Raw genomic sequence first — 16,018 nt, 5'->3', positions numbered from 1 at the left:
TATTTAGAATTTAAGGTTTACGTTTAAACCGTAACTTTTTACTGTTGGTGTTTGTAATGGAGATCCTTTTTCACTGTTAAACTGGTCTAAATCAATGTCTTTGTGCTTGGCAAAATAGATTAAATTTCTACCTAATAGCGAGACAGATGCACTATTAATAAAAGTATTTTTTAGCTTTTTTGATGGTAAGTTATAGGTAAGAGTTACTTCTCTTAATTTAAAGAACGTTTTGTCAATAATGTTTGCAGCTGTTTGTCCATGATACGACTTTGAAAAATCTTGATAATACATTTTTGTTGTATTGGGAGCAAAAGTTCTAGTATCTGATAGTACATTTCCTTCACCATCAGTAGTTAATAGACCTCCAGTAATTATTACTCCATCGGTTACATATGATTTTATACCCTGAACGTCAAAGGCTCTTTCGGGAGTGTCTGTACCAATTTGTCTACCACTTTGCCACATTTTAAGTGCTACATAATTTTCAATTTTTCCCCCATAACGACCATCAAGTGAAAAATCAAGAGAGAAGTTTTTGTATCGTAGATTGTTTGCAATTCCTGCAGACCAATCTGGTGCTGCATAACCAACTCTTGTTTGATACGCATTTTGCAATGGCTTACCATCATTTCCAACAATTAATTGACCTTCGTTAGTTCTCATGAAATCTGTGATATAATAAGCGTCTACTCTTTCGCCAACTTTTATCCTTCCATTATTGGTTATGTCGCCGTACACTTCTTGTAAGTATTCTTTATATGCAGACCAGTTCAGACCAATATTCCAACTAAAACTTTCATTTTTTATAGGAGATGTTGTTAATGCTATTTCCCAACCTTTTGTTTTAGTAGTAATACCATTTTGTTTTTTACCATCATACCCTGAAGCTGCAGAATATTGTAAGTCAAATATTTGAGGACCATTTTTATTTTCATAATAGGTAATATCAAAACCCAATTTATTTTTCAACAATTTAGTTTCTATACCAAATTCAGTAGAGGAGTTGAAAGCTGGCTGCAAATCTTGATTTGACAAAACCGAATTGACATAGGCAGGATTATAAGTTGTACCATTTATAGTAAACGGACTGTTTAATTTATAGGTGTTTAAATTACTATAAATAGCTAAAGAACTTCCTACTTTGGCATAAGATGCTCGTACTTTTAAATAATCTACTATAGGTATATTTACTACTTCACTCAATACAGCACTCAATGAAACCGATGGGTAGAAAAAAGAATTGTTTTTTTCTGGCAATCTAGAATCTTTATCAATACGTCCTGTTGCGCCCAAGAATAAGAAAGACTTGTAAGAGAAATCAGCAGAGGCATAGTAGCCATAAGTTTCATAATGGCTATTGTAGTTTGTCGGTTGAACCGGTGTTTGTGTATTACTTAATGTATATAATCCAGGAACGATTAAATAATCTGTGGTAGCAAATAAGTTTCTATATTTTTCTATGTTTATATTTGAACCTAATGTAGCGTTTAAACCGAAATCACCAAATGTATTATTGTAATTCAACATGAAATCAGTATAGCTCTTAATATTATTATAGTACGATTCCTTATAATCACCTTGTGCTTTTTCTCGCCCATACGTAGACATTGAATAAGGAAATTTTTCATTTTCAAATTCGTTTTCAAGAGCTATATTTGTTCTTATGGTAGCATTTAAATTAGTATTGAATTTGTGGTTTAAGTTTATTTGTCCTCTGAAATCATTTGTTTGTTTTCCTCTCAACCATTCATAAGCCATAAAATAAGGGTTGTTGTAACGTGTATATTCAAAATTCTTTTGCTGCAAACCTTCTTTGCCATCTTGCCAGTAATTTCTAAGATCCCTAACATCATAATCTGCACCACCCCAGATAAGCATGTTGTATATGTAACTATTTGGTCCGTAATTTACATTTGGATTATTTGGTGAAGTTTGTAAACTAAAATTAGCGCTTGCATCTATAGAAGTTTTTTCGCTAAAGTTATATTTACTACTTAAGTTGAAGTTATATATGTTAAGTTTAGTATTTGGATTAATTCCTTTTTGATATGTGTGTGACATCGAGAAGCGAACGTTTCCTTTGTCAAATTGGGATGCTACAGCTAGATTAGTTGTTTCTAAAATTCCAGTTTCAAGAAAATTATTTAAGTTATTTGCTCCTCGTGCTAGCCATGGTGTTGGGATTAGTTTTCCGTTTGCATCTAAAGGGCTGTCATATTGAGTAATTAACTGTCCATCAAATTTTGGTCCCCATTGATCATAATCTGCATCATTAATTCCTCCACCTTTTCCGTCCAAAAAAGCATAATTTCCATAAGAACCTGGCCCATAATTATTTTGTGTTTTTGGAACTGCATTAAAACCTCCTTGCAAAATGCTGTTTTGGTTTAACTCTACGACGAAACCTCGTTTATCTTTAGTTCCTCTTTTCGTAGTAATTTGTACTGCTCCATTTCCACCGTCAGATCCATACAATGCAGCAGCATTAGCGCCCTTTAATACGTTAATACTTTCTATGTCGTCTGGGCTGATATTCCAAGAATCTGTACCTAATGGAACTCCATCAACAACTATTAAAGGTTTTTTCCCTCTTAAGTATAAATTTGGAGCAGTAAAAAATTCTGCTGAAGAAGCAACAACCAGTCCTGAGACTTTTCCAGATAACGAATTTAGAACATTTGGATCTCTTGCTTTAGTAAGATCACCTTTAACTTCTTGAACTGAGTATCCTAATCTTTTTTTCTCTTTTTTAATTCCTAAAGCAGTAATAACTACTTCATTTAATGATTGTGAATCTGGTTTCAAAACAATTACCAAATTAGAGGTCGTGTTGGTATCTAATTCTACTAATTTATATCCTATGTACGAAATCAACAGAATTGATTTGTTCGCTGGAAGTTCAATTTTGAAGTTACCATCAAGATCTGTTAAAGTGCTAATAGTACTTCCTTTTACAGCGATTGATACCGATGGTAAGGGGATATTATTTTCACCTAAGACCTTCCCTTTTATATTACTTTGAGAATGGCTAATAACAAATGATAAAAGGGTAATTATCAATATTAGATTTGCTTTAGTTTTTTTCATTTTTTAATATTTGTAAATTTAATTAATTATTATGTGGCAAATATCGATAGGGAATATATACTTAACTTGCTTGTAATGTTATTAAATAAATGCCTTATTGTTAAAGACGTTATTAAATAGTTAACTTAAAATGTTTACAAATAGTAAATATTTTATAAAGTCATGATAGTAATATTTTATATTGTTACACCGTATTTTAAAAATATACTGTCATATGTAAGTCAAGATCAGGTATGCCAAGTACAACAGACAGCGGGTCTATTTCATACGACTCAATTCTGGGAGGAGGAAGGACCTCATTTAGTTTTTATTCAAACCATTTAGGAGAAGCTTCAACAATTTCATAGAGCTTAACTTTTACGATAATTAAATTTTTAATTATTTAGCAGGTAAAGATTGCAGTGGTAAGTAATTCGACGAATATTTTTTAATACGTCGAAACGACTTAACAAAGAAATAGCATAAAATGGCTAAAGAAAAATATCAGCTATCAACGAATTTTTCCTTAGGTCTTTATTTGCGGGGGAGGTTTTATGAGATGACGAGGGGGTATTTAAACTTGAATTTGCTTTTGCTCCAAATGTGTTTTCATCCTTAAATTTTGGCATTGTTTTACTTCCAGTAGCAGATTACATAGACTAAATCATTATTCTAAGCTTATTAAGTGCTAAATTCAATTAGTGAAAATTCTAATTAGCCTTTTTGATGATTTTATCATTGTTGCTGTTTAGCATTTTATTTCTTAAAATTATCATGTCCTCACTAACTTTTTTATCTAACACCTTTGCATAATGTTGAGTGGTTCTTAAGTTTTTGTGTCCAAGCATTTTGCTTACACTTTCAATAGGAACTCCGTTCGTGAGTGTTACTGTGGCTGCAAAAGTATGGCGTGTAATGTGAAAAGTAAGTTCTTTTTCGATTTCACAAATGCCTGCGATCTCTTTTAAATAGGCATTCATTTTCTGGTTGCTCAAAATGGGGAGCAGTTTTTTTTGATTGCAGCTTTCCAGATGATCCTCGTATTTATCAATAATCATTTGGGTAATTGGAAGAATTGGAATCTTCGAAGCCGTTTCTGTTTTCTGGCGGTGGGTGAATATCCACTTTTCTCCATCAATACCGAGGCTTATGTGGGACTTTGTTAGGTTTTTGACATCAATGTAAGCCAAACGGGTAAAGCAGCTAAAAAGAAAGATATCGCGTACTAAGGATAGTCTTTCTGTTTTGAAATCTTTGTTGATGATATTCTCAATTTCTCCCTCTGACAAATATACGCGTTCCACTTCTCTGATTTTAGCTTTGTAGTTACTGAATGGGTTTCTGTTTATCCAATTGTTGGCCAAACATATCTTCATGATTTTGCTAAAGTTCTTGATGTATTTGATAGTGGTGTTGTTGGCGCACTTTCTAACACTTCGTAAGTAAAATTCATAATCGGTAATAAAAGCATGGTTTATTTTGGCAATCTCGATATCGGATATTTTGTATTTCCATTCGAGAAAATCGATTGTATGTTTTAAGGAGGTCTTATAGCGCTCAAATGTTCCGGGTGCATATTATTTACCCACCAATTCTTTGATTTTGTTGTTATGGTCTTGGAGGATAGGGACGAGGGTTCTATATACTGTACCCATTTTTCAGACAGAAATCTCAACGATTTAAAATAGGTTTTTAGTTTGATATTCTATTATTTTGGCTGAAATAGGAGATAACTTTTGGCTATTATGAAAAGCCAAAAAAAGTCATTCTGATTTTATGCTACTTCCTTTTTGTAATAATTATTATATGGCGTTCCATAGTCTAATGACTGATTAAGTCGCCGTTTATTATAAAATTCAAAATAATCTTTGAGTCCTCTATAAAGCATGATTCCATCAGAATATGCTTGTAAATATACATTTTCGTATTTGACTGTCCTCCATAATCGTTCTATAAAAATGTTGTCAATAGCTCGTCCTTTACCGTCCATAGAAATTTTTATTCCATTGTTTAATAGCACATTGGTGTGAACCTCACTGGTGTATTGACTTCCTTGATCTATATTGAAAATTTCGGGCGCACCATACTTATGTATGGTTTCTTGCAAAATATCGGCACACCAATCGGTACTCATTGTGTTGCTTACACTCCAGTTCAAAACAAATCTTGTATGCAAATCTATAATCGCAGTCAAATACATAAATCCTTTTGCCATAGGAATATAGGTGATATCTGTTGCCCACACCTGATTTTTAGGGGTAATCTTCGAACCTTTGAGTAAATAAGGGTATTTCTTATGTTCTTTATTACTCATTGTTGTTTTAGATTCCCTATAAATGGTTTGCCAATTGATGATTTGCATCAATCGTTTTACCCGTTTGTGATTCACTATAAAACCTAAATCCTAGAGCCAGAACGTCAGTTTCCTGCAACCATAAAATGGAGTATTAAAATACTGTTGGTCTAGTAGTTGCATTATTTTCAAGTTCTCTAAACTTTCCTGTTTTGCTTTATAATAAAGACCGCCGCGATGAATTTCTAATAATCGACATTGTTTGACAATGCTCAATTTATTTTGGGTATCGACCATTTTTACTCGCTCACTGATGGATACTAACCCAGACTTTTTTTTAAAAAGTCATTCTCTAAAGTCAGCTGACCTATTCGAGCATAGAGTTTCTCTGTTGGAATTTCATCTTTGGCAACGACTGTTTTTTCTGCAGAAAAAACCGCAGAAAGATTCCGGATCGCTTCTGCCTTCCACATTGAAATTTGGTTGGGCAGCAACTCGTATTTTTTTGATAATACTTCGATGGTATCTTTCTCTTTTAAGGCTTCCAAAACAACTTTGGATTTGAAGTCTTTCCCGAAGGTTCTTCTTGTTCTTGACATAATAGTGCTAATTTAAGGTTTTTATTCCTATCTAAATTAGTCGGGATATATTGTCCGAATTTTGGGGGTCAGCATAATCCTGAATTGTAAATCTTAAAGCTCCGTTTTTTAACGGAGCTTTTTTTTTAACTTTGTACAAAAAAAAACAAAATTAAAATAGCCATTATTGAAGATGAAAATCTTGCATCAAGATATCTAAAATCGGTTCTTGAACTACAGACAATACTTTCTATCTCTGAAATTTATATACTGAAGTCTGTGAAAAATGCTACCATTTTTTTTAAAGAAAATAATGTTGATCTTGCTTTTATGGATATCCACTTAGGAGACGGTAAAAGTCTCGATATTTTTGAACAAACAACTATTTCATGTCCTGTTATTTTTATTACTGCTTATGATTCATATGCGGTTAAGGTATTCAAAAACTTCACAATAGATTATCTTTTAAAGCCTTATGCTGAAGAAGAGTTATTAGAATCTTTGATAAAATATAAAAACATAAAAGACACTTTTAATCTAGGATTAATTGTTAAGTCTTTAACTGAAATTGAAAATAAAAACAATATTCAGAATAATTTTTTGGTGAACCATAGAGATAAACTTATATCGATAAATGATTCAGCGATAGCTTATTTTTTTTGCAACGGGGAAGCACCTTTTTATTCATATCAATACAGGACATAGTTATTTGTATAATAATAATTTAAAAGATTTGGTCAATACAATTGATTCGGTTCTTTTCTTCAAAATAAGTAGAAAATACATCATCAACAGAAATTATATTCAGGAATTATTAAACATAATAGTCAAAAAATAGAAATACTTTTAAACGTGCCTATTCCAGATTCAGATCCTCTTATTTTGAGTAAAAAGGAAATTAATAATTTTAAGAATTGGTTGAATTCTTAAATAGTATAATATTAAAAAAAAAACAAACAAGGATAAAATGATGGAAGTATATTAATACTGTTTTATCAACTAGAACTGCATTTTAACCAACTATGACAAGTCTGTTGCAAAATTGTGATATCTTGGATATAGGAGGTGTAGGTACTATAGTAATTATTAAAAATGGTAAATAATTCCCGAATATAATCCAATAATAATAGGTTTGAAATTTCCTGTTTTGTTAGAATATGTATTGAGTTGGTATTTCAGGATAGGTTCAAAATTTAACTGAAATGATTTAGCAAACTGGTATTTAAATCCCATCCCAAAGTTAGTACTGAAATGTATTGAATTTAAATTGGTCGCTTCTCCCAATTTGAAATTAGCTTCAGGAGAAACTAATGCTATTTCGTTTTCTTTTAAGAATAAAGTACTAACTCCGCCAATGATATTGATACCAATTTTTTTATCTAAAATAGCATAAGAAATTTCAAGCGGAACTTCATAATAACCCATTTTTTGATTAATGGAGCCGCTGCTTGTTTTTTGTAAATTTTTTTCAAAAGAAATTAAGGAGTTTAAATTGTCTTGATTTTGAATTTCTATAGCGTTATTCGCGGTATATTTAAGATTGGCCAAGCTATTACTATTTAAGCCTGCTGCGTACGACACGTCATTAGTATTATAACCTACCGAAAACGAATTAATTCCTGATCGTAAGGCGAATTTATTACTCAAAGCATAATTTATTCCAACACCATAGCTAAAGCCGCTACCAGCTGTTTTATTGTTTTGGGATAATTGCGGGTCGATGGCAGAGCCAGATGAATTGGTATTGAGATACATTGCAGCAACATTAGGAACTAATTTCCATTTTTTTTTATGGATAGTAGCAACTTTCAGCTCTTTTTTATCTTCTTTCTCCTTTAAAAGTTCTTCGAGTTCATTAGGAACAGTAGAAATAGGAGATTCTAATTTTTCTGCATTAGTTTGAACAACTTTTGAACCTTGTTTATCTTTTAGAAGTATTGTAGTATTATTTTTATTTAAAACGGATTCCTCTATTATTAGATTTTTCGTATTGTTTCTCTCAACAAGAGCCTCATCAGTATTGAGTTTATCCCTTACTAACTTATTCTCTTTTAGCGGTCTACTATATTCTTTTTGATAAACCGCAGTACTATTTTGATATTTCGCTTCAGTACTATTGTTTTTTGACTTCGTTTTTGTAGATAGTTGGTCTGTATTTGTCCGGTTTGATTTAGATATTTTATCATTAGTAATAACTATTTGGTTTGTTTTTCTTTGATAGTTTTTGTTTATGCCTTCTGTGTTCTTAGTAGTGTTAGAATCAACATTAGAATTAGGTATAGTTGTCGTTTCTTGTTCTAAAACGATAATGTTTATAGGTAAATTAGTCTTTTTTAAGTTAGTGTTCAAAGCAAATAAAGCAGGAAATAATACCACAGCAATACCGGCATATTTAAACCATATTGGTACTATTCGTCTTTCTTTTTTTTCCTCTTGTAAAGCAGTTTGAATGTTCAACCAAGTTTGATCATTAGGTTCTGTTTCAAAATCTTTGAATCTTTCTTGAAACAATCGGTCTATGTTTTTTTTGTTTTTCATTTTACCGATGATTCGTATTTAATTTCGGTTATTTTTTCTATTTTTTCTTTTAAGATTAAGCGCGCTCTAAAAAGATTTGATTTTGTAGTTCCAGTCGAAATATTCAGTATTTCGCTAATCTCTTTATGAGAATATCCATCAAGTACATATAAGCTAAAAACAATTCTATATTGATCTGGTAGTTCATGAATGATTTGCATCAGAAATTCGAGAGAAATATTCTCATCGTCAATGTCAACTTCGACATCAGCGATTTTATCATCTAAAACCTCCATGAATCGAACTCCTTTATATTTTTGGAGAATATTATTGATAAGTATTCTTTTAGCCCATCCCTCGAAAGAACCTTTATCGCTAAACTGCCTCATTTTTCCAAATATAATTAAGAATCCGTCTTGGAGATTATCTTGTGCGTCTGCATAACTAGATGAATATTTTAAACATACCCCAAAAAATTTTTTAACGAATAATAGGTATAACTGTTCTTGAGCCTTAGGGCAGTTCTTTTTACATTCATTAATTAATTGTTCTAATACCACAGAATTACACTATTTTAGTCAACAACTTGAATTTCTACGTTTTCAAATAGGTCTTTACCATCCGCATCTTTTCCTTTGTAAAACTTAAAAACATAAGAACCGGAATTTGTTGGGTAAAAATCAAATGAAACTTCAGACTCTGCAGGAACCACATCAATGCAAACTTGGTCACTTTTTGCAGCGGCTTGTATGGCTATAGTTCTAATGTTAGAATCTTTACTATAGTAAATACCTTGATAAAGATAGCATTCTGTAGGTTTTTGATACTTCAATTTGATTGTATAAGTTTCTCCTAATTTAAAGCTTGCAGGAAGCACATAGCTTTCAATAGGAAGTATTTCGTACTGATAGTTATCTTCATAATCATTATCAATACTGCAGCTTAAAAAAGTTGTAGCTAGTACGAATAGTAAAATAATTTTTTTCATTTTTCAATAATTAAGTATATTATAAATTAAGGATTTAATTATAAAAAATAGCCATCCCTCTTTTATAAAGATGCTGAATTTTGTAAAAGGTTGCGTCAAAAAAGTTTTTTTAAAATTAAAATTAAAATTAAATTTCAATATCTGTAAACTTAGATATGACATTTGCTTCTATAAAAAAAATTTTTTTTCATTTGGATTGATTTATTTGCGTAATTTTCAAATTCTTGTTTTGTAAAAGGAGCGATTGGAAACCCAAAAACATGTCCAAGAAATTTATTCTCAGCAAATTGCCTATCCACATACAAATTGTAAATTCCAGTCCCGTTGACCATCTAATTCCAATTTAAATTGATCATTGATTTCTAATATGTTTAATAAGTATTATTTGTTTTAATTTATTGATTTTTAGATACGTTAATGGTTGTTTGTAGTTGAGTTAATCAATAGTTTGCACTGATCAATAGAAACTGGAAAGTCGTGGTCAATTTGTCCCTTTTTTCCAGAAGTATTCTCAGTTAAGAGTTTTTTTTTACATCTTAAATCTAATAAATGTGAGTATATTTGGAGTAAAAACCATCTAGATTTGAAAGCTATTACTTTAAAAATATTTTTATTCTTTCTAATAATTACTCCATTTTATGCACAGGAATTACTTCCTTTTGTAGAGAATTATAATAAATCAAATTATCAAGGTGATAATCAATCGTGGAATGTTACCCAAGGTAATGATGATGCGATGTATTTTGCAAATCATCACTATTTACTGCGTTATGACGGAGTAAAATGGGAGAAAAACATGTTGCCAAATAAAACCATTATACGGTCAATTTATGCTATAGATGACAAGATTTATTCAGGTTCCTATAAAGAATTTGGATATTGGATGCGCAAAAACGGAAAGATGAATTATGTGTCATTATCGGAGGGAAAATCTGTTTTTGACGATAAGGAGAATGAAGAAATTTGGAAGATTTTTCAATTTAATAAAGCTATTTATTTTCAATCATTTAATTCTATTTACAAGTATGATGGAGAGAGCATTACAAAGATTAAGATACCATTTCTAATTTCTTATTGCTATGTAATCGACAACCAGTTGTTAATTGCTTCCGTTAGCATTGGCGTGTATAGAATGGTAAATTCTCGTATCGAAAAAGTGCAAGGGTGGGGTGTTTTAGAAAATAATATTATCCACGGAATTGAGAAGTTCCAAAACAAAATCTATTTTTTTACTAAAAAGAATGGAATTTACGTCGAAGAAAACGGAGTTTTAACTCCCTGGAAAAATTCGCTTAATGAGACTTTAAAAACCGCAAATATAAACGGGGCTCGTTTTCTAAAAGGCAGCAAATTAGCTGTAGGAACAAGTAGCAAAGGTGTTTATATTTTCAATCTTGAAAGTAATACCTATATAAATATTGACCGTAAAAATGTACTAATGAATAATTCTATTTTAAGTATTGGCTTAGACAAAGAGAATGACTTATGGTTAGGCTTAGATAATGGAATTGCACATATAGAGATTAATTCACCAACTGCTATTTTTTATGATAATACTGGCACTTTGGGTTCGGTTTATTCGGTTGTTAAAAGTAACGATGGTTACTTGATGGCTTCTAATCATGGTGTTTTTAAATATGAAAATAAAGGTTTTTCACTAATTCCAAATTCAGAAGGTCAAGCTTGGAATATCAAGAAGATAAATAATAAGTTCATCATCGGCCATAACGAAGGAACTTTTGTTTATGAAAACAGTATTTTTTCGAAATTAAATAATATAAATGGAGGTTGGAGTTTAGTTAAAAGTAACGTTAACGACTCTTATCTACAGACAAGTTACAGTGGTATTTCAATATATAATAACTTAGAGGACCTCTTTCAGAAAATTGATGTTAAAGGGATTCTAAAGCCTATAAAATATGCTGCTCAAAATAAAAAAAACGAAATATGGGCTGCTGATAACTATAGAGGGCTGTATAGAATAACTTACAATGATTTTTATGAAACCATGGAGGTGGAGAATATTACACAAAAAAGTAAAAAGAAGGCGAATGACTTTGGAGTGAAAATATTTGAATTTAGAAATGAAATTCTTTTCTTGATTCACAAAACGTGGTATACTTATAATTCAATTTCAAATCAGCTAGTGGAAAACGAATTATTTAATTCAAATTTTGCAAATACTTCTGATATTGTAAAAATAGACGAAGATCATTTTATAATACTAAAGGAGGGATTATTATATCAGGTCGATGTTAAAGGGAATAATTTTGTTCGAAATTTAATTCAAGAAAAATACTATAAAGGTAAAATCATCAATGATTATCTAAAAGTATTTAAAAATGGTAATAGCTATTTGCTGAATTTAGATGATGGTTTTATTTCACTTCAATTGAAGAATGATTTGGTTATAAATCCCAAAATTAAAATTGAAGCATATAATAATGATGAATTAGTTGGTAATAATAGCACCATCAAATATAATTCAGAATTAAAGATACATGTAACTTCAGGAATTTATGGGTCAAGTAAACCAAGCCTATTTTATAAGATAAATAAGTCCGAGGACTATTCTCTAGTGAATGGAGGAGTAGTCGTTTTGAATAATTTAGAGAGTGGAAATTACGTGTTGACGATATACAGTCATGATGGAATGAATTATAACGAAGTCTCAAGTTTTGACTTTTATATTGCGAATCCATGGTATATCTCTTTTTGGATGATTGTACTATATATGGTCGTAATAGGAACCATTTTATTAGTGTATTATAGATGGAATAAAATGCGTTACATTCAAAAGCTAAAATTACAGGAAGAGGAATTGAAACACCAAAAGGAAATTCTGGAAATGGAATTGAAAGCGGAGAATGAATTGAATAGTCAAGAATATGAAAAGCACATTTTAGAATTAGAACTGCAAACAAAATCATCAGAGGTAACTGGGAAATCACTTTCAATTGCGAAGCAAAGTGAAATGATTGAAAGTATCCAAGGTATCTTAGATTCAGCAACAGATTTAAACAAACTGAAGAGTGAGATTAGTAAGACTATTAAAATAAATGCGGTCAATAAACACGAATGGGAAACATTTGAAACGAATTTGAATCAGATTCACAATGAATTTGTAATTGCGTTATCTAAAAGATTTCCAAACCTTACTCAGAAGGATATTAAGTTATGTATTTATTTAAAGATGAATCTTTCTTCGAAAGAAATCGCTCCAATGATGAATATTTCTTTTAGAGGAGTTGAATTACATCGTTATCGATTGCGAAAGAAATTACAGCTCGTGCAAGATGACAACCTTTCTAAGTTTTTATTATCAATATAAAAACCAATTATTTTTTACATTTTATATTTTTTTTAAGGTATTTCGTAACAGAATTATAACACATCATTACTACATCATTGAGATGTAAAGTAATCACTCAGCACGCTCGAAACCCCCTAAAATCATTGAATTACAGTATTTTTTTATTAGCTTGATGTAGTTATGTAGTAATTCAAACAGGATTGCTATAACGTTGTAGTTATCTAACTTAGCTCTACTAACATTAACAAATTATTAATAGATGAGAAATTTTATTTTTAGCTTTTTAGCACTCCTTCTACTTCCAGCTTATATGTCGGGGCAAGTAATTAAGGGTAAAGTATTGGATAAAAACGGAATTGGGATACCAGGTGCAATTTTGGTTTCTCCCACTTCAAATGCTGATACTGATTTTGACGGAAATTTTAATATCAATGCGAAAGCAGGTGATTTATTAAAAGTTACCATGTTGGGTTTTGAGGCGGTTTCTATTAAGGCGACTGCTGGACCCATGAGTATAATGATGCTAGAATCGGAAGATACTGCATTAAAGGAAGTTGTTATCATTGGTTATGGTACTAGAAAGACCATTGATAATACAGCGGCAATCACTTCTTTAAAGGCAGAAGAGATTTCTAAAACTAAAGTGTTGAATGCTTCTCAAGCGATTCAAGGTAAAGCGGCTGGTGTTCAAGTTGTTTCATCTGATTTACCAGGAAGTACGCCTTCAGTTATTATTAGAGGTTTAGGAACTGCATTAGGAGGACGTACTCCTTTATATATTGTTGATGGAATGCCTACAGAAAACATCAATAATATTAATACAAATGATATTACTTCTTATGAAATTTTGAAAGATGCATCAGCATTAGCTATTTATGGGACTAGAGCTGCAAATGGTGTAATCATCATTACAACTAAAAAAGGTAAAGGGGACGGTGTCACAGTTGAACTGGAAAGCTTTGCTGGATTTAGAGATCCTTTAAAGAGAGTAAAAATGTCGGGAAGTAATAAATATTCCTATTACTCTAATTCAGCTTTGCAAACTACAACTTTTTCTCAAGATCAACCGGTAAACACTGACTGGTTTGACGAGATCACTAGAATTGGCTCATATACTCAAAATAATATTTCTGTTTCTGGTTCTACAGAAAACATAAAATATTTCTTCAGTTTAGGGAACTATGAGGAAAAAGCGGTTTTGAATGGATTAGATTATAATCGAACTACTTTTAGAAATAATAATGAATATAAAATTTCTAATAAACTGACCTTAAATCAAAATTTTAGTTTCGGAATTACTAATTCAAACCCGAAGCCTCTAAATGCTTTTACTAGTGCTTACAAGCAATCTCCAATAGTCCCTGTTCGTTTTCCGAATGGACAATACGGAGTTTCATTTGTAGGGAATGATGGTTTTGCAGGGACAACAGGATCAAATTTTAATAATGTTGGAAATCCAGTTGCGCAATTAGATTTCTTTAATGAAGAGCAAAAGAGCGTCATCTTACAAGGTGGATTAAAGTTAGATTATGAAATTGTAGAATCATTAAAATTCACTTCGCAATTTAATGGAGAATATTACACTTGGAAAAATTATAATTTTGAAGACACTAGAAATATTTGGTTAGCTGCTGATCCTAGCCGAATTGAATCTCAATACAACTCTACTGCCAATGTCAATTTATTGACAAAAGGAAGAAGTCAATATTTCAATTGGAATCTAACAAACTACGTTACTTACAATGAGGTTTTTGGAGATATTCATGATGTTGAATTAACAGCGGGTATCGAAACTTCTATCAAAGGAGCACGCGAACAATTGACAATCTCTAGAAAGAATGTAAACCCTAATTCAAATTACTGGTCGTTAAGTGGTGTAAATGAAGTAGGGAATGTTACAAGTTATAGAGATGAAGTTTTTAATAAAACAAAGCTTGCGTCTTATTTTGGTCGTTTTCAATATAAATTGATGGACAGATACTTGCTTACTGGGACAATAAGACGTGATGGTTCATCTAATTTTGGTAAAGATTATCGTTGGGGAACTTTTCCAGCCTTCGGAATTGGATGGGTTGTTACTAAGGAAGACTTCATGGCAGATGTTAAAGGAATCGATTTGCTTAAATTAAGAGGAGGTTGGGGTAAACTAGGAAACCAAAATGTACCTCTTAATAATCAGGCCTATTCTTCAGGCCTAAGCAGTTATTTAGGTGGTTCAATTTTGTACCAAGGAACTACAATCAACTCGCAAGTTGATCCAAGTTTATCATGGGAGATTACAGAAGAAACTTCGGCAGGTATTGATTTCGAATTGTTAAACAATAGATTAAAAGGAGCCTTTGATGTTTATGATAAAACAACAACAAACGTAATTTTAAACACTAGACCATATATCACCTCTGGGATTAGTAATTCTTCTCCAGCACATGTGGGACAAGTCTCTAATAAAGGATACGAAGTTAGTTTACGTTGGGATGATAAAATCACTGATAATGTAAGCTATTGGGTTGGAGGAAATTTCTCTAATAACACCAATAAGTTAAAAGGCTTAAAAGACGCCACTCTTGCTCCAATAAATGGAGGAGATTTATCAAACGGACAGTTTACAAAATTACTTGATAATACATCTATTGGAAAACCATTAGGTAGTTTTTACATGTATGAGTACGCTGGTGTTGATCCTACAAACGGTAAGATGTTATATTATACTGCAGCGGGTACGACAGTAGCTCAAGATGTATTGGACGCTAATAAAGACAAAAAGTATGCGGGTTCTATTTTGCCGTCTTCGACCTTCGGAATTACTTTAGGTGTAAACTATAAAAACTTTGATTTATCTCTTGATGGATATGGAACTTCAGGTGCAAAAGTGTACAATGGTAAAAAAGCACAACGTTTTTCAGGAGAGAACATAGAAGAATCTGTTGCTACTAATTTCTGGACAGTAAATAACACTACAGCTTCAAATCCAGCGCCTTTTAACCAAGTTCCAGTTGCCTCAACGTATTATTTAGAATCAGGTGATTTCTTCAGAGTAAATAATATTAGTTTAGGATATAAACTGCCATTAGCTGACAATGGATTTTTGAGTTATTGTCGCGTGTATGTAAATGCAATAAACCCATTTATCACTCAAAAGTTCTCTGGTTTTTCTCCAGAATTAAATGGTAATGGAGACCCATATGGTAGTCAAGGTATCGAACTAGATGCCTACCCAACGCTAAGATCACTTGTTATTGGTGCTAATTTAAAATTTTAATACG

General features: G+C 31.5%; 11 protein-coding genes and 1 pseudogene. 4 read left to right on the top strand and 8 right to left on the bottom strand.

The features are described 5' to 3' along the window. Positions 1-3: 3 nt before the first annotated feature. From BMW63_RS06115 to BMW63_RS06100, 5 genes and pseudogenes are all read right to left on the bottom strand, one after another. A complete protein-coding gene (locus BMW63_RS06115; protein WP_074722308.1) occupies positions 4-3,087 on the bottom strand; it encodes a SusC/RagA family TonB-linked outer membrane protein in 3,084 nt (1,027 codons plus the stop codon). 689 nt (positions 3,088-3,776) lie between these two features. Continuing rightward, a complete protein-coding gene (locus BMW63_RS18655; RefSeq protein ID WP_394333760.1) occupies positions 3,777-4,379 on the bottom strand; it encodes a site-specific integrase in 603 nt (200 codons plus the stop codon). Positions 4,380-4,397: 18 nt separating this feature from the next. Continuing rightward, positions 4,398-4,625 (bottom strand): annotated as a pseudogene (locus BMW63_RS18605) (phage integrase SAM-like domain-containing protein); the annotation flags it as partial. 215 nt (positions 4,626-4,840) lie between these two features. Continuing rightward, the gene (locus BMW63_RS06105; RefSeq protein WP_262488737.1) at positions 4,841-5,455 is read right to left on the bottom strand and encodes an IS3 family transposase; all 615 of its coding nucleotides are present in this window, start codon (positions 5,453-5,455) and stop codon (positions 4,841-4,843) included. Between the two features lie 224 nt (positions 5,456-5,679). Next, positions 5,680-5,958, bottom strand: a complete 279-nt coding sequence (locus BMW63_RS06100; protein WP_074722306.1) for a transposase — start codon at positions 5,956-5,958, stop codon at positions 5,680-5,682. 150 nt (positions 5,959-6,108) lie between these two features. Here BMW63_RS06100 and BMW63_RS06095 point away from each other — a divergent pair, with 150 nt between their 5' ends. Together BMW63_RS06095 and BMW63_RS18370 are read left to right on the top strand one after the other, a co-directional pair. Further along, positions 6,109-6,642, top strand: coding sequence for a LytR/AlgR family response regulator transcription factor (locus BMW63_RS06095; RefSeq protein WP_317040264.1), 534 nt, complete (start codon positions 6,109-6,111; stop codon positions 6,640-6,642). 4 nt (positions 6,643-6,646) lie between these two features. Next, positions 6,647-6,775, top strand: coding sequence for a LytTR family transcriptional regulator DNA-binding domain-containing protein (locus BMW63_RS18370; protein ID WP_245744893.1), 129 nt, complete (start codon positions 6,647-6,649; stop codon positions 6,773-6,775). Positions 6,776-7,023: 248 nt separating this feature from the next. On the opposite strand, the gene BMW63_RS06090 is transcribed toward BMW63_RS18370, so the two are convergent. From BMW63_RS06090 to BMW63_RS06080, 3 genes are read right to left on the bottom strand one after another with little or no spacing between them, the layout of a single operon-like run. Beyond that, positions 7,024-8,475, bottom strand: coding sequence for a hypothetical protein (locus BMW63_RS06090; protein WP_074722304.1), 1,452 nt, complete (start codon positions 8,473-8,475; stop codon positions 7,024-7,026). Continuing rightward, entirely contained in the window at positions 8,472-9,014 is a 543-nt protein-coding gene (locus tag BMW63_RS06085; protein ID WP_074722302.1) for an RNA polymerase sigma factor, read from the bottom strand. Before BMW63_RS06085 ends, BMW63_RS06090 begins: the two co-directional genes overlap by 4 nt. 14 nt (positions 9,015-9,028) lie before the next feature. Further along, complete coding sequence (locus BMW63_RS06080; RefSeq protein WP_074722300.1) at positions 9,029-9,442, bottom strand: hypothetical protein; 414 nt, start codon at positions 9,440-9,442, stop codon at positions 9,029-9,031. Between the two features lie 583 nt (positions 9,443-10,025). Here BMW63_RS06080 and BMW63_RS06070 point away from each other — a divergent pair. Next, positions 10,026-12,773, top strand: coding sequence for a helix-turn-helix and ligand-binding sensor domain-containing protein (locus BMW63_RS06070; protein WP_074722296.1), 2,748 nt, complete (start codon positions 10,026-10,028; stop codon positions 12,771-12,773). A 241-nt stretch (positions 12,774-13,014) separates the two neighbouring features. Then, positions 13,015-16,014, top strand: a complete 3,000-nt coding sequence (locus BMW63_RS06065; RefSeq protein ID WP_074722294.1) for a SusC/RagA family TonB-linked outer membrane protein — start codon at positions 13,015-13,017, stop codon at positions 16,012-16,014. The last annotated feature ends 4 nt before the right edge of the window (positions 16,015-16,018 follow it).

The sequence above is a fragment of the Flavobacterium frigoris genome, from assembly GCF_900111075.1.
GTDB lineage: Bacteria > Bacteroidota > Bacteroidia > Flavobacteriales > Flavobacteriaceae > Flavobacterium > Flavobacterium frigoris.
The sequence above is the reverse complement of the archived record's forward strand: the minus strand, read 5'-3'. Positions and strand labels throughout refer to the sequence as shown.